At 68.7% G+C, this 21,706-nt stretch carries 15 protein-coding genes; 5 read left to right on the top strand and 10 right to left on the bottom strand.

What is annotated here, in order from left to right; translation table 11 throughout:
- Positions 1–21: 21 nt before the first annotated feature.
- The 3 genes from G6O54_RS03340 to G6O54_RS03330 form a co-directional block, all read right to left on the bottom strand.
- The gene (locus G6O54_RS03340) at positions 22–570 is read right to left on the bottom strand and encodes a dihydrofolate reductase family protein (protein WP_165220108.1); all 549 of its coding nucleotides are present in this window, start codon (positions 568–570) and stop codon (positions 22–24) included.
- Between the two features lie 95 nt (positions 571–665).
- Positions 666–1,160, bottom strand: a complete 495-nt coding sequence (locus tag G6O54_RS03335) for a peptidylprolyl isomerase (protein WP_165220106.1) — start codon at positions 1,158–1,160, stop codon at positions 666–668.
- A gap of 215 nt (positions 1,161–1,375) precedes the next feature.
- Positions 1,376–5,737, bottom strand: a complete 4,362-nt coding sequence (locus G6O54_RS03330) for a Kelch repeat-containing protein (RefSeq protein ID WP_165220104.1) — start codon at positions 5,735–5,737, stop codon at positions 1,376–1,378.
- A 1,087-nt stretch (positions 5,738–6,824) separates the two neighbouring features.
- On the opposite strand from G6O54_RS03330, the gene rpoC reads away from it, so the two are divergent.
- The 5 genes from rpoC to G6O54_RS03305 all read left to right on the top strand — a co-directional run bounded on the left by rpoC (position 6,825) and on the right by G6O54_RS03305 (position 14,081).
- Positions 6,825–11,102, top strand: coding sequence for a DNA-directed RNA polymerase subunit beta' (gene rpoC, locus G6O54_RS03325; RefSeq protein ID WP_165220102.1), 4,278 nt, complete (start codon positions 6,825–6,827; stop codon positions 11,100–11,102).
- Between the two features lie 170 nt (positions 11,103–11,272).
- A complete protein-coding gene (locus tag G6O54_RS03320; protein WP_165220100.1) occupies positions 11,273–12,016 on the top strand; it encodes a Uma2 family endonuclease in 744 nt (247 codons plus the stop codon).
- Entirely contained in the window at positions 12,013–12,666 is a 654-nt protein-coding gene (locus G6O54_RS03315) for a uracil-DNA glycosylase family protein (RefSeq protein WP_250846694.1), read from the top strand. Before G6O54_RS03320 ends, G6O54_RS03315 begins: the two co-directional genes overlap by 4 nt.
- Positions 12,667–12,770: 104 nt before the next feature.
- Positions 12,771–13,067: a DUF8820 family protein gene (locus tag G6O54_RS03310; RefSeq protein ID WP_165220098.1), complete on the top strand. Its 297-nt coding sequence runs from the start codon at positions 12,771–12,773 to the stop codon at positions 13,065–13,067.
- A 174-nt stretch (positions 13,068–13,241) separates the two neighbouring features.
- The gene (locus tag G6O54_RS03305; protein ID WP_165220096.1) at positions 13,242–14,081 is read left to right on the top strand and encodes a DUF6745 domain-containing protein; all 840 of its coding nucleotides are present in this window, start codon (positions 13,242–13,244) and stop codon (positions 14,079–14,081) included.
- On the opposite strand, the gene G6O54_RS03300 is transcribed toward G6O54_RS03305, so the two are convergent.
- The 7 genes from G6O54_RS03300 to G6O54_RS03270 form a co-directional block, all read right to left on the bottom strand.
- Positions 14,057–14,971 (bottom strand): STM4011 family radical SAM protein, encoded by a 915-nt coding sequence (locus tag G6O54_RS03300; protein ID WP_165220156.1) that lies wholly within the window; start codon positions 14,969–14,971, stop codon positions 14,057–14,059. The genes G6O54_RS03305 and G6O54_RS03300 overlap by 25 nt on opposite strands.
- Positions 14,968–16,287: an STM4012 family radical SAM protein gene (locus G6O54_RS03295; RefSeq protein WP_165220094.1), complete on the bottom strand. Its 1,320-nt coding sequence runs from the start codon at positions 16,285–16,287 to the stop codon at positions 14,968–14,970. The genes G6O54_RS03300 and G6O54_RS03295 overlap by 4 nt, the downstream gene beginning before the upstream one ends.
- Complete coding sequence (locus tag G6O54_RS03290; RefSeq protein WP_439650240.1) at positions 16,284–17,042, bottom strand: STM4013/SEN3800 family hydrolase; 759 nt, start codon at positions 17,040–17,042, stop codon at positions 16,284–16,286. The genes G6O54_RS03295 and G6O54_RS03290 overlap by 4 nt, the downstream gene beginning before the upstream one ends.
- 47 nt (positions 17,043–17,089) lie before the next feature.
- Positions 17,090–17,737, bottom strand: a complete 648-nt coding sequence (locus tag G6O54_RS03285; RefSeq protein WP_165220092.1) for an HAD family hydrolase — start codon at positions 17,735–17,737, stop codon at positions 17,090–17,092.
- Positions 17,734–18,900, bottom strand: coding sequence for an STM4014 family protein (locus G6O54_RS03280; RefSeq protein ID WP_165220090.1), 1,167 nt, complete (start codon positions 18,898–18,900; stop codon positions 17,734–17,736). Before G6O54_RS03280 ends, G6O54_RS03285 begins: the two co-directional genes overlap by 4 nt.
- A 4-nt stretch (positions 18,901–18,904) precedes the next feature.
- A complete protein-coding gene (locus G6O54_RS03275; RefSeq protein ID WP_165220088.1) occupies positions 18,905–19,846 on the bottom strand; it encodes an STM4015 family protein in 942 nt (313 codons plus the stop codon).
- A gap of 110 nt (positions 19,847–19,956) precedes the next feature.
- A complete protein-coding gene (locus G6O54_RS03270) occupies positions 19,957–21,705 on the bottom strand; it encodes a hypothetical protein (RefSeq protein WP_165220086.1) in 1,749 nt (582 codons plus the stop codon).
- Between the last annotated feature and the right edge of the window lies 1 nt (position 21,706).

Genomic DNA, 21,706 nt, shown 5'->3' with positions numbered 1-21,706 from the left:
TCCTCGGTTCCCCGGGGCGACTCAGGCGGAGAGGACGGCGTAGCGATTCTGCACGAACCCGAAGTCATAGACCCGCGTGAAGACATGCGAGAGCCGGACGTCGCCGCTCGTCGGGCCGAACAGGGGGAGCCCGGAACCGAGCAGGATCGGGATCGTGGTGATGGTCAAGTCGGTGATGAGGCGGGCGGAGAGGAAGGACTGGATCGCCCGTCCGCCGTCGATGTAGAGTCGATCGAAATGATAGTTTTCGGCCAGCCGGACGACGTCGGCGGGTGGCTTCGAGAGGATCCGGACGCTCTCCCAACGGCCCGCAGGCGGTTCCTCGAGAGACTCGCTCAGGACCCACACGGGCTTGCTCTCGTAAGGCCAGTCCGGGAAGGAGAGGACCTTCTCGAAGGTCCTTCGTCCAAGGACCACGGCGTCGACCGAGGCGAGGAAGTCGCCGAAGCCGCAATCCTCGCCCGGCGACATCGTCTCCCGGGCCCGGTCGAGCCAGTCGAGCGAGCCGTCGGGCCGCGCGATGTAGCCGTCGATGCTGGTGGCGACGAAGACGGAGCAGCTCACGGGCATGGGGTGGTGCTTCCGGTAACGCCCGAGGGCCGGACGAGGCGGGCCCGGCCGGCGAGCGGGCCGGCCGGGCCCACGCGAGGAGTCGGGGCTCGAGCTCAGAGCTGGCCGCTCTCGGAGATGACGATCTTGGCGGATGTGGCGCCGCCACGGGAGCCCAGGGACTCGATCTTCTTGACGATGTCCGACCCCTCGGTCACCTCGCCGAAGACGACATGCTTGCCGTCGAGCCAGGGCGTGGGCACGGTCGTGATGAAGAACTGGGAGCCGTTCGTGTTCGGGCCGGCGTTGGCCATCGAGAGCAGGAACGGCCGGTCGTGCTTGAGCTTGAAGTTCTCGTCCGCGAACTTCGACCCGTAGATCGACTTGCCGCCGGTCCCGTTGTGGTTGGTGAAGTCCCCACCCTGGAGCATGAATTCCGGGATCACGCGGTGGAACGAGGAGCCCTTGTAGCCGAAGCCGTGCTCGTGGGTGCAGAGGGCCCGGAAGTTCTCCGCCGTCTTCGGGGTGACGTCGTCGAAGAGCTCGAGCGTGATCCGGCCGGCGGGCTTGCCGTCGATCGTGACGTCGAAGTAGACCTTGGGTCTGGCCATGGCTGTCATCCTCTCGCTGTGGTCGGGTTGAGGTGCCGGCGATCATCGGTCGCCGAAACAGGCCACGCTACCGGGCGGCGGGGCGGAACTCAACCCCATTGGCGGGCGGCTCGGGTTCGCGGTTGCATCTCGCCGTCGATCAAGAAACGCGAAGGCCGCTCCCGGTCGAGGAGGACCGGGGCGGCTTTCGGAGGCCTCGCGGGGGTCGTCGGCGATCACCGCAACGAGGCGGCCCGCAAGGCGATGACCGTCGTGTGGAGCACGTTCCGCACGTACTGCCGGAACCGACCTGGGTACGAGGTGGCATGGCCGTCGATGAACGTGACGGCCGGGGCGGAGCCCGGCATCGTCAGGGCCGTCCATCGGACCTTCGCGGCGAACGCCGTCCCCGGGTGGCCGGTCCCCGAGCCGTCCAGCGGAGTCCCCGAGCTATCCGTGAGGGCGCCCGAGGCGACGAGCCTGTAGCGCCCGAAGAGCCGCAGGCGTCGGGCCGTCACCAGGGTCACCGTGGCGGTGTCCGGGTCGTAGCTGGCGCTCCGGACGGCGATTCGCCGCCCGTTCCTGCGGAGGATCTGGTAATTGGACTTGCTCGCCGCCGAGGTCGCGTCGAGCCGGCTGTCGAACTTCAGGGCCAGCACCGTCCGATGGGCGCCGACCCCGTAACGGCTCAGGCCGATGACCTTCGGGCCGTCGGGGTTGAACGCAATCGACGTCACGCTGGCCGAGGACGAGCCGTCGCCGGAATAGACGGCCCGGAAGGCATGCGCCCCGGCGGAGATGGAAGCGATGTCATAGCTCGCGACGCCGTTGAGGACCGGCACGGTCGCGAGCAGTGTGTCGCCGTCGTAGAAGGAGACCGAGCCGCCAATCGTCGGGCGGCCCGGCGACGTCGCGGTCACGGTCGCGAGGAGCGTCACCCCCCGCCCCGTCTTCGCCGCGGAGAGCGTGGTGTCGGTCGTCGCCGGAGACACGACCACCGTCGATCCCCTCTCGGAGGAGGCGGACTCATTGTTGGCATCGCCCGAGTAGACCGACCGGAAGTTGTGGCTCCCCGGGCTGAGCGTGGAGATCGTGAACCGGGCCGTGGCCGAGTTCCCCGTCCCCGGGGCGACCAGCGGCGCGGAGCCGAGGTAGGTGTCGCCGTCATAGAAGTCCACCATCCCGGTCGGGGCCCCGGCGCCAGCCCCCGGCGACGTGTAGGTGGCCGTCAGGGTCAGCGGCTGGCCGTAGGAGGATGTCGACGGCGAGGTGGTTAGATCGCCGCCCAGGGTCTGGGCCTTCGCGACCGAGACGGACCCGGTGCCCGAGACGTCCGGCGAGCTCGGGTCGGTCACGGTGAGCGACTGGTTCCCGGCGGTCCGGAAGGCGATGGCGAACGTTCCCACGCCGTTCGTGAGGGTCGGATTCGACGGCAGCACGGCGTTCGGGTCGCTGCTGCTGAGCTGGACCGGGCCCGTGTAGCCGGTCGCGACGTTGCCGTAGGCGTCGTGGGCGGTGACCAGGATCACCAGGGTGTCGCCCGCGGTCCCGGTCGGCTCGGCGGTGACGACGAACGAGGACACCGGGCCGGCGATGAGGGAAAGGCTGCCGACGGAGGAGGCGGATGGCATGCTCGGGTTGCTGAGCACGCTGATGCCGGGGTAGTCGTCGCTGTGGAGATTCCCGCCGATGAGGTAGACCTGGCCGTCGGGCCCGGTGGCCGCGCCGGAGCTGTAGTTGCCGTCCGCCAGGCTGGCGGCCTGGCTCCAGGTGTCCGTCGCGACGTCGTAGGAGTAGACCGCGGAGACGTACCCTTCGTCGTCGTAGCCGCCGATGGCGTAGATCGTGCCGTCCGACGCGGTCGCCGCCGAGAGGTAGGCGTTCGCGAGGGGCAGGTCGGCGACCTGGGTCCAGGTGTCGGTCGCGGTGTCGTAGGCGTAGACCGAACTGGTGTTGCCGCTCGATGTGTAGCCGGCGATCAGGTAGATCCGGCCGTCGGGGCCGGTCGTCGCCGCGGCGTAGGCGGTGGCGACCGGGAGCGGGGCGACCTGGGTCCAGGTGCCGGTGCCCGGGTCGTAGGCGTCCACCTCGGTGGTGTAACCCAAGGAGGTGTGGCCGCCGATGGCGTAGATCTTGCCGTCCGGGCCGGTCGCCGCCGAGAGGTAGTCGCGGCCTGTGGGGAGGCTGGCGACCTGGGTCCAGGTGTCCGTGGCCGGGTTGTACGTGTAGGCCGTGTCCAGGTAGCTGCCGGAGTCGCTGTCGCCGCCGAGGACATAGACGGTCCCGTCGGGCCCGGTCGTGGCCGCGTGATCGTAGATCGCGATCGGCAGCGGGGCGACCGTCGAGAGCGTCTGCGTGGCCGGGTCGTATGACTGCACCGTCGAGAGGATCCCGCCCGAGTAGCCCCCGATGATATAGATCTTGCCGCCGGACTGGGCCGCCGCCAGGTAGTAGAGATAGTTGTCGAAGGTGGAGAGGCTGGACCAGACCCCGGGGATCGCCTGGCCGACGGCCTTCACCGACACTCGGAAGGGCGCCGGGCCCGCCAGGGTGAACAGGCTCGGCCCGCTCACCGTGACGTGGAAGAGGCCCGCGACGGTCGGGTCGGCCGTGATGACGCCGGCCGTCGTGGAGTCGTCGGCCCAGGTGATCGTGGCGGCGAAGTCCGAGGCGGTCGCGCCTGGGAAGGTGGTGTCGGTGAACGTCGCCACCTCGACGTCGGTCATCGCCTGGCCGACGACCAGGATGGGGGACGCGACCGTGACCGTCGGCGGGGCGAAGACGTCGATGTGGACCGTCGCCGTCGCCGGGTCGTAGTTGGTGGCGTCGTCCGGGGTGAAGGTGACCGTGAGCGCCTGGCCCAGGCCGGCCGGGAGCACCGTGCCGGAGGGGAGTGCGTAGGCGAACGTGCCCGACACCGACGCCGAGGCGTTGAGCTGGGATGCCCCGAGCGCCGTGCCGGCGAGGATGGGGCCGGGATTGGCCCAGTCGATCGTCGGCGTCCCCTTGGCCACGTTGACCGTCGTCGAGTCGGAGTCGAACGTGTTGAAGGGGTTGAAGGCGAAGACCTCGGCACTCGGGCCGGCGTTGCCCATGATGTAGATCCGGCCGTCCATGCCGGCCGTTCCGCCCTCGTAGAGGCGCCAGGTGGGCAGGGACGGCGAGGCCGCCCAGGTGTCCGTGGTGGTGTCGTACGCGTACGCATTCTGCACCCAGCCGCTCTGGCCGTACCCGCCGATCGCGTAGATCAGGCCGGTCGGGCCGACCCCCACCGCCATCTGCGCCAGGGACATGGGCAGGGAGGCGACCTGCGTCCAGGTGGCCAGGACCGGGTCGTAGGCGTCCACCTCCGCGGTCGGCCCGCTGCCCGTCTCGCCGCCGATGGCGTAGATCCGGCCGTCGGGCCCGGTCACCACGCCCACGACCAGCCGCGGCGAGGGGAGGCTCGGGGCGGTCGCCAGGGAGCCCGAGTCCGGGTCGAAGGTGTAGACCGCGGTCGTCGCGACCCCCGAGACGCTGCCGCCGACGATATAGATCAGGCCGTCGGGTCCGGTCGTCATCGAGAACCGATCGGGCGTGAGCGCGAGGGAGCCGGTCGACGTCCAGGTGTCCGTGGCCGGGTCGTAGATGTCCATCCGCTTGTAGGCATCGATCGGATCCCAGGCCAGGGCGTAAATCTTCCCGTCCGGCCCCGCCACCTCGAACATCGCCTGGTCGGAGCCGGGGAGGCTCGCCTTGGCCGCCCACGAGTTCGTGGCCGGGTTGTAGGCGAAGACGGTCTGCGGCGACTGGCCGAGCCCGTTGACGCCGCCGATCTCGTAGATGAGGCCACCGACCGAGACGGGAGTGACGAAGCCGCGGGCCTCCGGCATGCCGGCGAGCTGCTTCCAGCCGTAAGGGGAGGAGAATTGCAGGACGTTCACGGTCACGCCCAGCGTCTGGGCCCCCGCCGTCGCGTACGGCGAGGACTTGCTGGCGACGACGTCGAACTGGCCGGGCACGTTGGGATCGGCGGTGATCGTGGCGCCGGTCGTGTCGCCGTCTCCCCAGGTGATGGTGGCGGTGAAATCACCCGCCGTGACGGTCGGATCGAGATCGGTGAAGGTCGCGACCGTGACGCCCGAGACCGTGCCCCCGACAGTCAGGCCGGGAGGGGCGACCGTCGTGACGACCGGCGGCGGGATGAGGATCGAATCCACCGACGAGACCGTCCGGCTGGCCGAGGTCGTCACGTTGGTGACGGCCACCGACACGAGGCTCACGCCCTGGTCGGCGAACGTGTGCGAGCCGGTCACGTTGAAGCGGCCGGCGACATTGGGATCGGCGGAGACGATCCCCGCCGATGTCGAGCCGTCCCCCCAGTTGATCGAGGCGGTGTACCCGCCAGGCGCCAGGGCCGAGTCGGTGAAGCTGGCTACGAGCACCGGACCGCTGTCCACGCCCGTGGCGAAGGAATGGTATTGACTCAGCGCCGAGATCGTCGTGGCCGCGAGCAGGCTCCTCTCTTCCAGGAGGGCGAGTGTCGGCCGGTGACGGAGCCTCGAACGACGCGAATGGCCGGATCGGGCGGGGCAACGTGGGATTCGATGTAACAACAAGTTCTGGCTCCTTGATTTTACCCCGGCGGGTTCGTGGTCGCTTGCCCGCACTTGCTGGCTTTCTCGGACGATCGGCAACGGCAACTCTTATCGCGGCTCCGTGGCCCCCTCCCCCGGGCGGCGATAATCCACCCTAGAACACGACGACGCCCCGAGGCGGCGGCTCGCCGGCAAGGGGACGTGGGGCGTCGTCCCGAGATGGGGAGAATTCGGCTCCCGAAGGTTGACCGTCGACATGGCCTTGCAAGCATGGGTGACCGCGATCGTCGGATCGTGATTCGGACCACCGAGGCCTCCAGCCTCGCTCGTGAGTGCGACCTGCGGGGCAGGCCGTCGTTCGTCCGAAGGCGGTCGGGCTTACGCCGGAGGCTGGAGGGCTGTGCCCCGTCCTGACCACGCGCTCACGCGGGCGGTCACCCGTCCGAAAAGCTCGCGCAAGACTGTGAAGCTGAGGCATTCTGTATTGGGGACGATGCCGGACGTGGGAACCAGGGAACCGGCGTAACCCATGAGGTGATCGAGCACTGCGGCGAGGCTTGAGGGAAAATCGAAGTCCCGCGGAAGAAATCCTTGGCGTTGGTCCTCGGATTGCGTACGATAGGACGATGCGACTCCATCGAGTGATCGTCCCCTCGTTTCTACGGCCTAGCGTTTGCCGTCAGGGTCGAAGGTGCGCGGTCGGGCGATGGGGGCTGGCCGTGATACCGGTCAAGGAGGAATCCGGATTGACCCCCCGGGGCTGAGAGCGACCCGCCGAACCGCGGCCGCCATCCTGGAATCAGGATAGGACGGCACGCGGACTTTTTTTGTTTGTAGCCTTGAGTCCTGTGATGGGCGTGCACCGAGGGCGGGTAGGGACGCGAGCGGCCCCGGCCCGGTGCCGCGATGTGGGCGACGCCAGGAGTCGGTCGAAATTACGCTGCGAAACGCGACGTCGTGACGAGCAGAGAATTGGTTCGGGCGGCCGTTTGGGTCGCGGTGCGGCGCCGTCATGCGGGGCCGCGGCCGGGGCCGGGGTGGCCGTCGCTTTCACCCACCAACCATCCCGCAGCCGGCCCGGCCGGATCCGCGCGGAGGAGAGTGTCTCGTGAGCATGGGCGAAAGTGCCTACGATCGTATCAACGACTATGGGGCGGTCAAGATCGGGCTCGCCAGCCCGTACGACATCCGGAGCTGGTCGTTCGGCGAGGTGAAGAAGCCGGAGACCATCAACTACCGGACCTACCGCCCGGAGAAAGACGGCCTCTTCTGCGAGCGGATCTTCGGCCCCGAGAAGGACTGGGAGTGTGCCTGCTCCAAGTACCGGGGGATGAAGTACAAGGGGATGATCTGCGACCGCTGCGGCGTCAAGGTGACCCACTCCCGGGTCCGCCGCAAGCGGATGGGCCACATCGAGCTGGCCGCCCCGGTGGTCCACATCTGGTTCTTCAAGGCCATGCCCAGCCGCCTGGGCACCTTGCTGGACATGCGGACCACGAACATGGAGCGGATCATCTACTTCCAGGACTACGTCGTCGTCGACGCCGGCGACACGCCCCTGAAGGAACGGCAGCTCCTGACCGAGGATGAGTTCCGCAAGGCCCGCGAGGCCTACGGCGACACCTTCCAGGCCGACATGGGGGCCGAGGCCGTCCGCAAGATGCTCATGCGGCTGGACCTCGTCAGCCTCTCCAAGAAGCTCCGCCAGGAGTTGGTGGAGACGACCAGCCGGCAGAAGATCAAGGACCTCACCAAGCGGCTCAAGGTCGTCGAGGCGCTCCGCGACAGCGACAACCGGCCGGAGTGGATGGTCCTGGAGTGCATCCCGGTCATCCCGCCGGACCTCCGGCCGCTGGTCCTGCTGGACTCGGGCAACTTCGCCACCAGCGACCTGAACGACCTCTATCGCCGGATCATCAACCGGAACAACCGGCTCAAGAAGCTCGTCGACCTGAACGCGCCTGAGGTCATCATCCGCAACGAGAAGCGGATGCTCCAGCAGGCCGTCGACGCCCTCTTCGACAACAACCGGTGCAAGCGGCCGGTCCTCGGCTCGTCCAACCGCCCGCTCAAGTCGCTGACCGACATGATCAAGGGCAAGCAGGGCCGCTTCCGCGAGAACCTGCTGGGCAAGCGCGTCGACTACTCGGCCCGCTCGGTGATCGTCGTCGGGCCGGACCTGAAGCTCCACCAGTGCGGCCTCCCCAAGAAGATCGCGCTGGAGCTCTTCCAGCCGTTCATCATCCGCCGGCTCAAGGACCTGGGCCACGCCGACACGATCAAGTCGGCCAAGAAGATGCTCGAGCGCCGCAGCGAGGAGGTCTGGGACATCCTCGAGGAGGTCATCCGCAACCACCCGGTCCTCCTGAACCGGGCGCCGACCCTGCACCGGATGGGCATCCAGGCGTTCGAGCCGGTGCTCGTGGAAGGCAACGCGATCCGGATCCACCCCCTGGTCTGCAAGGGCTTCAACGCCGACTTCGACGGCGACCAGATGGCCGTCCACCTGCCCCTCTCCATCGAGGCCCAGGTCGAGGCCATGACGCTGATGATGGCGACCAACAACATCTTCAGCCCGGCCAACGGCAACCCGATCATCAGCCCGACCCAGGACATCGTCATGGGCTCCTACTACCTGACCGTGAGCCGGGTCGGGGCCAAGGGGGAGTATCACAAGGAGAAGGGCGTGGAGTCCGGCGTCTACGCGACGCCCAATGAGGTCTTCCTGGCCTACAGCCAGGGCAAGGTGGCCCTGCACGCCCAGATCAAGCTCCGCCTGCCGGCCCACCGCAAGCTGAAGGGCGAGGGGGAGAAGGAGTTCACCCCCGGCATGGTCGTCCGGACCAACGTGGGGCGGGTGATGTTCAACGACATCCTCCACCCCAAGATGCCGTTCTACAACCTGACCCTGGGCCAGAAGCAGCTCCAGGGGATCATCGCCGACTGCTACCAGATCCTCGGCCGCCGCGAGACGATCTCGCTGCTGGACCGGATGAAGGACCTGGGCTTCCGCGAGTCCACCCGGTCGGGCCTCTCGTTCGCGACCGACGACCTGAAGACGCCGGCCAGCAAGGACACGATCATCGCCGAGGCGGAGAAGGAAGTCGCCAAGCACAACAAGCTGTACCAGCGCGGGATCATCACCGACCAGGAGCGGTACAACAAGGTCCTCGACGCGTGGACCCACGCCCGCGAGCGGATCACGTCGGAGATGATGGAGGCCCTCCGGAACGACGTCCGCGAGAACGACATCTATCAGAACCCGATCTTCCTGATGGCCGAGTCCGGCGCCCGCGGCGGCGTCGAGCAGATCCGCCAGCTCGCCGGCATGCGAGGCCTGATGGCCAAGCCGTCCGGCAAGATCATCGAGACGCCCATCAAGGCGAACTTCCGCGAGGGGCTCTCGGTGCTCGAGTACTTCAGCTCCACCCACGGCGCCCGCAAGGGCCTGGCGGACACGGCGCTGAAGACGGCGGACTCCGGCTACCTGACGCGGAAGCTCGCCGACGTCGCCCAGAACGTCGTGATCACCATGGAGGACTGCGGCACCTCGCAGGGGACCACCAAGGGGGTCATCTACAAGGGCGAGAAGGTCGAGGTCAGCCTGGCGCAGTCGATCCGCGGCCGCGTCAGCCGGGTGAACATCGTCGACCCGATCACCGACCAGGTGATCGTCAAGGAGAACGAGATGATCACCCTGGCCGCGGCCAGGAAGCTCGAGGACATGCAGATCGAGAAGATCCAGGTCCGCAGCCCGATGACCTGCGAGGCGTCGCTGGGCGTCTGCCGCCGGTGCTACGGCATGGACCTGGCCACCGGCCAGCTCGTCGAGGGGGGCATGGCCGTCGGCATCATCGCCGCCCAGTCGATCGGCGAGCCGGGCACCCAGCTCACGATGCGGACCTTCCACATCGGCGGCGTGGCCACCCGCGCCGTCGAGGAGAAGGACATCAAGAGCAAGCGCGAGGGCAAGGTCAAGTTCGTCGGCATCAACATCGTCACCAATGACGAGGGGAACGCGATCGCGCTGTCCCGCAACGGCGAGATCCAGGTCCTCGACGCCAAGGGGCGCGAGCTCGAGAAGTACGACGTCCCCGACGGCGCCACCATGAAGGTGACCGACGGCCAGCAGATCAACCGCGGCCAGGTCCTCTGCGAGTGGGACCCGCACAACATCCCGATCCTCGCGGAGGTCGGCGGCCGGATCCGCTTCGACGACATCGTCGAGGGCGAGACCATGAAGGTGGAGGCCGACCCGTCGGGCCACGTCCGCCGGACGATCATCGAGCACAAGGGGGACCTGCACCCCCAGATCGTCATCGAGGACGCCGACGGCAAGACCCTCGACTACAAGTACATCCCCGAGCGGGCGAGCATCGAGGTCGACGCCGGCCAGATGATCTCCGCCGGCACCCTGCTGGCCAAGACCCCCCGCGAGGTGGGCGGCACCCAGGACATCACCGGCGGCCTGCCCCGGGTCACCGAGCTCTTCGAGGCCCGTCGCCCCAAGGAGCCGGCGGTCATCGCCGAGATCGACGGCCGCGTCGAGCTGCTCGACGAGAAGCGCCGCGGCAAGCGGGCCATCATCGTCCGCAACGAGAGCGGCATCGAGCGCGAGCACCTCGTCCCCCACGGCAAGTATCTCCGCGTCCACGGCTCCGACCGCGTCCGCGCCGGCGACGCCCTGGTGGAAGGCCCGCTCGTCCCCCACGACATCCTCCGGATCTCCGGCGAGGAGGCCGTCCAGCGGTATCTCCTCCGCGAGATCCAGAACGTCTATCGCTCCCAGCGCGTCGAGATCGACGACAAGCACCTGGAGATCATCATCGCCCAGATGCTCCGCAAGGTCCGCGTCGAGAGCGTCGGCGACACCGGCCTCCTCCCCGGCTCGGTCATCGACAAGTTCGAGTTCCGCCGCGTCAACACCGAGCTGCTGAGCTGCGTCAAGGTGAAGGACGGCGGCGACACCGAGTACCGCCCCGGCGACATCGTCCCCCGCGACACCTTCGAGCAGGAGAACCTCCGGGTCGAGGCGAGCAGCGGCAAGAAGGCCGAGTGGATCCGCACCAAGCCCGCCGCGGCGAGCACCCAGCTCCTGGGCATCACCAAGGCGGCCGTGCAGTCCGACAGCTTCATCTCCGCCGCGAGCTTCCAGGAGACCACCAAGGTCCTCACCGAGGCGGCCCTGGCCGGCAAGGTGGACAAGCTCGTCGGCCTCAAGGAGAACGTCATCCTGGGCCACCTCGTCCCCGCGGGAACCGGCTTCAAGGCCCACCTGGACGCCGAGGTCCGCATCCACCCCGAGGCCCTCGAGGCCCTCGCCGAGAAGGGCCCGGCCTACGCTCGCTACCGGGACGACGCCCCCGCCCCGGCCGCCGCGGAGTGACGCGACCAGCCCGCTACCCGGCCCCCCGATCAACCCGGAAGGCCCGGCCGCTCACCCCGAGCGGCCGGGCCTTCGCCTGCGCCGGCCGGATGACGCCGCCGCGTCGCTCTCGTTAGAATCACGGTCGGGACTTCCAGGATCCGAGGCGGAGACTTCATGCGATGACTTCGATGACCCGCACTGAGCCGTCGCCCCCGGGATTCGCGCCAGCCGTCGATCAGGATTCCATCCCGCCGCTCGAGAATGGGGATCGGTTGACGCGCGAGGAATTCGAACGCCGATACGAGGCGATGCCGGATCACGTGAAGGCGGAGCTCATCGAGGGGATCGTTTACATGGCCTCGCCCGTCCGACACCGCAAACATGGCCGTCCTCACATCTGGTTGGCTGGATGGTTGGCCACCTACGAGTCCTGCACCCCCGGCGTCGAGGCCGGAGACAACGGCAGCGTCAGGCTGGACCTGGACAACGAGCCCCAGCCGGATGCCTACCTCTTCATCGATCGCGATCGAGGTGGGCAGGCCCGGCTCGCCCCGGATGATTACGTCGATGGCGCCCCGGAATTCGTGGCCGAGGTCGCGTCGAGCAGCGTCAGCGGCGACCTCGGCGGGAAGCTCAACGCCTATCGTCGCAACGGCGTGAAGGAATACCTGGTCTGGCGCGTGCTCGACCGCCAGGTCGACTGGTTCGTCCTTCGAGAAGGACGATTCGAGTCGCTATCGCCTGCCGATGGGGTCTATCGCAGTGCGATCTTCCCCGGACTCTGGCTAGACCGTGTCGCCTTGCTGGGCGGCGACCTGGATCGAGTCCTGACTGTCGTTCGTGAGGGGTTGAACTCCCCCGAGCACGCCGAGTTCGTCGCCCGCCTTGAAGCGGCGAAGGCTCGCGGCGATGCCACCGGCGAGCCCCAATGACTTCAAGGCCCGGATCGAGCCCTTGCCCCCATCGCTCCCGCCGGGCCCTGATCGACCTCAACGCCCGCCTGCGGACCTGTCGGGCCTGCCACGAGGCGGGCTATCTGGACGAGCGTGAATCGATCCCCCTCGCCCGCGATCCAGACGACGATGCGCCGGTCCCGGAGATCCTCCTGGTCGGCCAGGCGCCGGGCCTCCGCGCGACAACCGAGGACAAGCCCTTCGCCGGCGCCGCCGGCGAGAAGCTCCGCGACTGGCTGGAGCTGGCCGGCATCCCTCGCGACGACTTCTGGCGCCGGGTCCACTGTGGGGCCGTCACCCGCTGCTATCCCGGCCGGCTCCCCGGCGCCAGGGGCGACCGCGTCCCCTCGCCCGCCGAGCAGCGCCTCTGCCGCCCCTGGCTCGACGAGCTCCTCGTCACCATCAAGCCCCGCGTCATCCTCCTCGTCGGCCTGCTGGCCATCCGCACGTTCCTCGGCCCGGTGAAGTCGCTGACCGCGGTCGTCGGCACCACGGTCGAGCGCGACGGCATCCTCTTCATCCCCCTGCCCCACCCTTCGGGCGTCAGCCGATGGCTGAACGAACCGGCGAACGTGGAGGCCGTGAGCAGGGCGATGCGAGCCCTCCGACAGATCCTGTGTCCTCGATGAAAACACCCACAATTCGCCTTGACGGGAATAGTATTCAAAATTACACTGTACCCAGTAACTCAGGGTGAATCCTGTTCGTCCTTCGATGGTGAGGAGGGATGACGATGTGGAGGCACGGCGACGTTTTCATCGCACGCGTCGAGTCAGTCCCGGTGGATGCGATCAGGAAGCACCACCTGACCCTCGCGGAAGGTGAAGTGACGGGCCACAGCCATCGGATCGCCGAGGCGGGCGCGGCGGAGCTGCTGGAACGGGACGGGATGCTCTATCTCCGCGTGCTTGCGGATCGGGCGACGCTGATTCATCAGGAGCATCGTGCCATCGAGCTGCCGCGGGGAGAGTATCGCGTCTGGCAGCAGCGTGAGTACACGCCGCAGGCCATTCGTACCGTGATGGACTGAGAATCGATTCCCCTTCCTCTCGCGGAGCACCTGCGCATGGCCGGGTTGACGGAGAGTGTCGCTGAGGCGCCGGGAGGGATCGACGCATCGGTGGAGCGATCGAATTCCGGGAAGCCGATCCCTCTGACGGATGAGTTTCGCGAGCGAAGCATCGATCTGCGAGACCGCGGCTGGATGACGGAGTTGCCTGCGGGAATCTCCTGCTACGAGCTCGACCTCCGGGGCACGGCGATCCGGCGGCTTCCGGATGATCTGCGCGTGAGGTTCCGCCTGGATCTCGAAGGCTGTCGGTGGCTGGAGAAGCTGCCGGACGATCTCCGCGTTGGGTCTCTCATCCTGCGAGACTGCACGGCGTTGGTTTCGTTGCCGAAGGGGCTGCGGGTGAACTTCCTGGATCTTCGAGGCTGCACTTCGCTGGTCGGTTGGCCCGCGGATCTGGACATCCGCGTCGGGCGGTTGAGCATCGCCGGCTGCCGCAGGATCACCGAGCTTCCCGGGGGTATCGGGCGATTGTCCCAGCTCGACGTCTCGGACTGTGCGAGCCTGACCGCGCTGCCAGAGGGGCTCGAAATCGCCTCGACGCTCGAGTTGGCTGGCAGCGGCCTGGCTTCGCTACCGGCGTCGATGGTGGGCGTGAACCTTCGCTGGCATGGCGTGGTGATCGACGAGCGGATCGCCTTCCGACCAGAGTCGATCGCCGTCTCCGAGGTCCTGGATGAGCCGAATGCCGAACGTCGCCGCGTCCTGCTGGAGCGAGTGGGCCTCGAGCGCTTCCTGACCGAGGCCGGGGCCGAAGTCCTCGACGAGGACACCGATGCCGGCGGCCGGAGGAGCCTGCTCCGCGTCTCGATAACGAACGATGAGGATCTCGTCGCTGTGCTTGTCCACTGCCCATCGACGGGCGGGCGCTACCTGCTCCGCGTCCCACCGACGATGCGGACGTGCCGCCAGGCGATCGCATGGACCGCCGGCTTTGACGACCCGGACGACTATCGTCCGCTCGTCGAGGCCTGAACGGCAGGCGCTTCCGATCGGTGTTCAGGCGACCTCCAGACCGGCTCCTCCGGGATTCGCTCCAGGATGCCCTGGCCAAAAACCCCGGCCAGGCCCAGGTGGTCCAGGTGGACATAGCCGATGTGGCAGGAGCACGTCGAGGCCGGGCATGGTCGCTCGAGCAGGGCGGACTCGAAGCCGGGCTCGTAGATATTGCCGATCTCGTCCGGGACGAAATGGCAGCGGCGGATCGTCCCCGCGCCGTCCACGGCGATGACCGAATGGCCGGTCCGACACGATCGGCCGAGGCTCGGATGCCGCCGGTTGTTCACGGGGAAGAGGGGGTCGATCGCCTCCAGGAAGCGGATCGCGTCTTCAGGATAGTAGTCCGGCTCCCGCTTGTAGGCGTTCACCCAGAGGTACACATCCGCCGGCAGCTCGCGGCGGAGGGCCTCGATCTCGCCGAGGTGCTCCTTCAGGCCGACGACGCCCACACTGTGTCGGATTCCGAGCCGAGTGAGCTGCCTGCAGCGATCCAGGAATGCCGACCGGGTGACTTCACCGGGGTGGTACGTCGCCCAGATCGCGACCTTCGAGGCGTCGCAACGGGCGACCCAGTCGAGTCGGCCCGAGAGATTGGTCTGGATGGCCGCCCGCTCGATGTGGGCGAGATTCGTCAGGCGGACGATGGCATCGCGATACCAGCGTCGGGTGAGAGCCTCGCCCCAGGGCGTGAAGAGGACCGAGAAGTGATCACCCGCACGCGACTCCACCCAGCCGACGAATCGCGCCAGGGCCTCGCGGTCGGCCGCGAGGCCCGCGTGGCTTTCGCGCCGCTTGGCGAAGGGGCAGTAGCCGCAAGCGTAATTGCAGCTCGAGAGCGGGCCGCGATAGAGAATTGAGAGGCTCAGAGCCATTCGTAACCCTCCATCAGCGTGCCGACCTTCCTCGAGTAGAGCCAGGGACCGACGACGTCCGACCGCTCGACGCCGCGGTCGTTGAGCGCGAGACCCTCCGCGGTCACCACCGCCAGTCCGGCCTCTTCAAGCTCGTCGATCTCCGGCAGGTCGGCCCGGAGATCCGACCGGAATCGGCGCGCGTAGGCCGAGACCGAGAGCCCTTCGCCGCTCAGCAGCGACTGGATGACGAATCGCCGGCGGATGTCCTCGTCGGAGAGGTGATGTCCGTGTGTTGCCATCCCGAATGCCTCGTCGGACCGGGAGGCATAGGCCTCGACGATCTCGCCCACGCCCCGCTGCCCCACCGCGTAGGCGTCCGAGTAGTGCAGGTCGGTCGCATAGGACCTCGCCCCGCAGCCGAGCCCGATCATGCCGTCCTCCTGACATCGATAGGCCGGACCGGCTTCGGGCAGTCCCCCGGCGGAGCGGAACATTCGCATCGAGACCTGTTCGTAGCCCTCGCCGAGGAGGAGCGACCGGGCCTCGCGGTAACAGGCCAGCCGCAGGTCGTCCCATTCCCGCCCGCCACGGCCGAGGATGGTCTGGGGCCGGACGTAGAGTGGATACAGATAGAGCTCCTCCGGGCCGAAACGAAGGGCCGTTCGGAGCGAGGCCAGCCAGGACGCCACGCTCTGGCCGGGCAGCCCGTAGATCAGGTCGATGTTCAGGGTCGGGATGCGGCTGTCGCGAATCAGGCCGAGCGCCCGATCGACCGTCGCCGTCCGTTGCGGCCGATTCACGGCCCGGGTCTCCGCCTCGTCGAAGCTCTCGATCCCGAGGCTCAGCCGCGTGGTGCCGCGTTCGACCAGGACACGAAGCTTCTCCGCCGTGACGGTTCCCGGCGAGGCCTCCACCGAAAGCGGGATACCGCCCGGCACGACGCCCATCACGCGATCCGCCAGCCCGAGCACGGATTCGAGCGCCGGGGGGTCCAGGAACGTGGGCGTGCCTCCCCCCACCGCCATCCTCGCGAATGAGGGATCGCCGACGGCCTCGCGGACGACCCGGGCCTGGCGCTCGATCGCGGCGAGGTAACGCTCGACGAGCGATCCCTCCGGCCTCGCGCGGGTGAAGAGGTTGCAGAAGCCGCAGCGCATGTCGCAGAAGGGGATGTGCAGATAGAGGAAGAGCGAGTCCGTACGTTCTCCCGCCCAGAGTTTCGCGAGCGGCACCGGCCTCGGGAGCGGTCGGTAGGCCGTCTTGTGCGGGTAGCTATAGGAGTATCCCTGGTAGGGCGATCCTTCGAGGCGGCTTCGCAGGTCGCTCACGGCGTGGTCCCTTCCAGGAGGAACTCGGCGTACGGCACGGTCCAGACCACGGGATGCGCCAGGCGGTGGCCTTCGTAGCCGTCCTCGCCATAGGCCGTGCCGTGGTCCGAGCAGGCGACGACCAGCCACGGCCCCCGGCGGCGGAGGGCCTCGAAGAGTTTGCCGAGTGCCGCGTCCACATAGGCGAGCGCGGCGGCGTGGGACTCGATCGTATCCGCGGTGGCGCCGGGCAGGTAGAAGCGGTTCGGCTGATGGATTGCGGAGACGTTCAGGAAGAGGAAGACGCGGCGATCTCTCGGCCGCCGCGAGAGGACCTCGATCGCGAGCGAGACCTGGTTCTCGGTCGACCTGGGATCGGTCACGCCCAAGGCGGGGCTCCAGTGGCTCTCGGCGAAGAGGCCCGGCAGGACGCGGCCGAGCGGGCTCTGCTTGTTGAAGAAGCCGACGCCGCCGATGCAGACCGTGTGGTAGCCGAGCCCGGCGAGACCGGCGACGATGTCGGGCGCATCGAGGACGCACGTCCCCGGGCCGATGGTCTCACTCCCCGGGAAGGCGAGGGCGAAGGGCCGGGCGTGCTTTCCCGGGCGAGCCGGGGTTGGCAGGAAGCCGGCGAAGAAGGCCTGGTGGGCGGAAAACGTGAAGCTCCCCGGCGAATGACGCTCCTCCCAGATCCCACCGGGCAGGACCGCCGCGAGGTTTGGCGTCCTTCCCGCCGCGAGGGCATCGCGGGCGACATCGTAGCGCAAGGTGTCCATCGTCACCAGGAGGATATCATGGGTCCGCACGAGCGACACCGCGTCGATCACGTCAGGGCCTCCGGAAGTGCGCGGACGTTGTCGATCGTCATGTCGGGCCGCGGCGGGCCCTCCGGATAGACGCGTCCTCGACTGACCCAGCAGGTCTTCATGCCGACGCGGGCCGCGCCGGCGATGTCGGCCACGGGGTCGTCGCCGACGAAGAGGGCCGCTTTCGGTGTCACTCTCGCCCAGTCGAGCGCCCTGAGGAAGGAGCGAGGATCGGGCTTGCCGACACCGACCATACCGGAGACGAAGACCCCGTCGATCCTCCCGGCGAGTCCTGCGGCGGCGAGTTTCGCGAACTGGAGCGGACCGGCGCCGTTCGAGACGACGGCCAGCGTGTACCGCGTCGCCAGGCGGTCGAGGAGTCGGTTGAGTTCCGGGTCGGGTTCGATGAAGGTGGGTAGTCGACGCGCCATGTCGCTCTCGAGGTCCCGTGCCGTGTCAAGCCCGGGATAGGCCGCGGCAACCCGACGGGCGAGCTGGCGGCGGTCGCGAACGGAGCCGTCGATCAGAGACGCGAGATCGCGGTCGCGACGCCCGGGCGGGAATGTCTCCGGGTGGCGGTCGAACAGGTCCAGGGCGTATCGGCGGAGGGCGCCGTCGCGGTCCACGAGCGTCCCGTCCAGATCAAACAGGATAGCCCGGATCATGGGCGCCTCCGGATCGGGTCGGCGACCAGGGATTCGATCTCGGCCGTGTAGGTGTCCCTCCCCGAGGGATCCAGGATGCCCGGGATCAGGTCGCCGAAGGCGTTCGCCTCGAACACGACGTGGCGGCGATAGCCGGGGAGCACGGCGGCGTCCACGCCGACATATCGACAGCCGGGGAAGGCCTCGCCGACGCGGCGACAGGTATCGAGGAGATCCTCCCAGGCCGGGCCTCCCATGCGGTCGCGGAGCCTCGAGAGGTCGCCCCGGCGGTTCTTGAGGTGGAGGTTCGTCATGGGGCTTCGGCTGAGCCGGACGACCGCGTGCTCACATCGGCCCCCGATTACCACGACGCGGAGGTCGAAGGCATGTCCCTCCAGGCCGGCCTTGGGCACCCACGCCTCGACGTGGACCGCCTCGGCGGCCAGCGCGTCGATCAGCCGAGCGATCGTCCGTTCGGCGTCGAGGCGGCGAATTCGCCTGGAATTATAGAGCCTGAGCCCGCACTCGGAGTCGACCATCTCCACCGTCGTGAAGGCCTGAGCCCTCGGCCCGATCGCCTCGAGCGCGACGATTCCGGAGGCCGAGGATCCGTACCGCAGCTTGACGAAGACGCGGCCGATCCGGGACTCGCGCATCCGGCCTCGGAGCTCGTCGTATGACCCCACGGGGCCGATCGCCCGGGGGCACTCGATCCCCCGGGCGACAAGATGCTCACGGCAGCGCGGCTTGTCGTAGAGCACGGCGATCGACTCCTCGTCGTTCATCACGACATGGGGCGCGGCCTCGGCGCGATCCTCGCGGATCCGGCCGAGGAGCCGGGCGAATCCGTGATACCACTGGGTCGGGGCGAGGATCCGGCCGCGGTCGAACTCCAGCCGGTCGAGGTCTTCCCTGCTGAGCCTCGATCCCGCCGCGTCGGTCCCCAGCGCCAGGATTTCTCGTTCCACTTCGAAGTCCTGCCCGGGGGACTCGATCCGCAGCACGCTCCCCTCGCGAAGGACCTCGCCCAGTCGGACCTCGCCGCGGAGGTAGGTCGAATACGCGACGACCCGGGGCGCGGGGCCACCGCAACGGGCCATCGCCGGCTCGAGCCATCCCAGCCGCCGGCTCCCCGGGTTCGCCAGAACGACGAGGTCGAGCGGCGACGATGGATTGCCGCCCACATCCTTACTCGGAGACGGAGATGAAGCGGTATTCCTCATCCTTGTACCGATGCGGCTCTTGCCGTTCGCTCGCGTCCACGGCGATGCCGAGGGCCTCGAGCTTCTGCGTCAGCTCGGGCGATGCGAAATGGTGGTGGATGTCCAGCTTCCCCAGGCGGGCTACCTTCGAGCTCTCGATAAGCGCCTTCGCCCCCGCGTCGGTCAGGTCGCCCAGCGAGAGGTCGAGCACCTTGATCCGATCCAGGATCGGCGCCTCCGCCACGGAGACCGCGATCTCGTCCACGTTCTGGCAATTCCGCAGGCCGAGGTATCGCAGCGCCGGGAACACCTCGCCGCGGAGGATCGGTCCCAGGTCCTCGACCGTGACGGTCCTGCCGTATTCCTCGGTGCCTAGCCAGAGCTCCAGGTGCTCCAACCGTGGGAGGTCCGAGGAGAGGATACCGCGGAGGATCGAGGCATCAAGGCCTCCCGTCTCGACCGCGAGCGATCGCAGGTTCACGTGCTTCAGCGACCCGATGACCAGCCCCGTCCCTCCCCGGACGCGAAAGCTCTCGAGCCTTGGATAGGCATCGAAGAGCGGCGTCACGTCGGATTGCCCGATCCAGGACATCTCCGACTCCTCATACGTGATGTCGCCGAGGAAGATCGCCCGCAACGCCACCAGCGTCTCCGCAGAGGCCACCAGGGCCTCCACGATCGGCGCCGAGCTGTTGCTGGAGTCATAGACCTCCTCCCAGGGCCCGATGACCATCGCCTCCACCCTGGCCGCGGCCGGATCCTCCAGGAACGCCGCGAGCGTCCCCGTCATCGTCGCGCCCTGCTCGGCGGCATCGTATTCCACGGAGAGCCGATACGCCATCCCTTCCGGGTCGTTGATCCCCTCGTCGGGATCGAAGTCGTGGACGGGCAGGCCCTCGAACGTCTCGACGTGTTCCCCAATCGTCATCGAACCGATCTCCCTTGCCCGCTCGAGCGAGGCCCCGGATTTCGAGGCCGCCGTGCCCGGCGATTATAACGCCGTCGCCGACTCGCGTCCCGAGCCTCTCGGTGCATGACTCAGCCTTCCAGCGACAGCTCGACACGCGCCCGCTCGAGCGCGCAGGCCCGCAGGTAGATCGCCGCGGCGAGGAACGCGTCGGAACCAGTCGGCCCGGCCGCGGCCGGCTCACGCGAGAGCGCGTCCAGCAGCGAGGCGCCCGTCGTATAGCCGCCGCGATGGAGGGCCGAGGTCTCGATGGCGAGGCGGTTCGAGCTGGCGAGGCGCGGCGAGCTCACGCCCGACAGCATCGTCGCGATCCAGCGCCGGCGGAGCGGCGCGAGCGGATCCTCGGGCGGCGCGAGCGGGACATTCAGGACCAGCGCCGATTCGCGGGCGTTCCGGAGGTGCGGCCGCTGGATCTCGTCGAAGCCGAGGCAGACGCGATCGCCCCAGGACCCGGGGAGATCCAGCCTGGGAGCGTCCTCGGCCTCGGAGTCATCGGCGTTGGCAATCGCGAGCGGGGCGACCGTCCGCGGCTCGACCGGATTGACGCGGCCGATGACCTTCAGCCGCAGGCCCGGCGCGTGGGCGAGCATGCGAAGGTTCTCGCGGAAGAACAGCCCCTCGCTCTCATTCTCGATCACCAGGCCGATCGTCCGACCAACCTCGGCCGGCTGGAGGAACAGGACGGGGCCGGCCGCGCCCAGGACTTTTCCTTCGAGGAAGACGAGATCCCAGCCGGCCGCGCGGAGGTCGATGGGCCGCGACGACTCGGCAAGGACCGCCTCCCACTGGGCGGAGAGCGGGCGGCGGAATCGCTCCTCGATGGCCTCGGTCCGCCAGCTCGATGGCCCCTGCTCGACGATCTGCGCCCCCTTGCCGCGGCCGAGTCGTCCGTCCGATGAGGCGGTCAGGTCGGTCCCCAGGTACGCCCCCCGCGCGAGCTGCCGCGCCGGCTGGATCAGCGGGCCGATCTCGACCCCGCCGAGGTAGACCTCGCGCGCATGCTGGGCCTCGCCGGGGCGCACGTCCGAGGCCGTGTAGAATCGGCCGTCGCCCCCCAGGAAGTACACCGCCGCCCCCGCGTACCCGCTCCGCGTGACGATCGGTTCGGCGAACAGGCCCAGGAGCCGGCGCGGGGTGACCGGGAGCTGCTGGCGTCTGGCCGTGCCGATCCAGTGGCCGGCGACGGGCCCGTCGCGGAGCACCTGGGCGCACGTTTCGAGCAGGTCGGCGATGTCCTCGGCCAGCGCCTCCGGATCGGCCGAGGGGGCCCGCGAGCGGACCTCGCCGATGCCCGCGACCACCCGCAACCCCAGCGCGGCCAGGCGGTGGAGCCCCTCGGCGCGGCAGCCGTGAACGGCCCGCAGGAGGCCGGACTGGAGGACGACGCCCCCGTTGGCGACGCCCACCCGCAGGAGCGGCGTCACACTCCGGGCCACCTCGCTCGCGGCTCGCCGCTGGCCCGGCGTGGGCTCCTCGCGGCCTTCCGGCTCGCTCGGCTCGGCCGCGATCGGCTCCGCGTCCCCCGCCGGCCCGGCCTCATCGTCCACGACTTCCAGGCGCGTGAGGCAGGCGAGCACGTGGAAGCAACGGGGCGAAAGCAGGCACGTGCAGGTGACCTGCTCCACGGCGGTGACGCGTCCATGCGGCAGGGTCACGGTCTCGCCGCCGGTCTCCACCATCCAGGCCGACTCTCCGGGCCGCCAGTCCCAGCTCTCCGCGAGGTCGGGCGTGCGATCGAGGCGGCGGCGGACGCGATCGGGCGTCGACTCGATCACCGCCGCGAGCAGGTCGGGGGATGCGGTGGGCCGCCTGGTGCTCATG

The sequence above is a fragment of the Aquisphaera insulae genome, from assembly GCF_011064615.1.
Lineage (GTDB): Bacteria > Planctomycetota > Planctomycetia > Isosphaerales > Isosphaeraceae > Aquisphaera > Aquisphaera insulae.
Note: the sequence above shows the minus strand (reverse complement) of the source record. Positions and strands in the feature narration are given on the sequence as shown.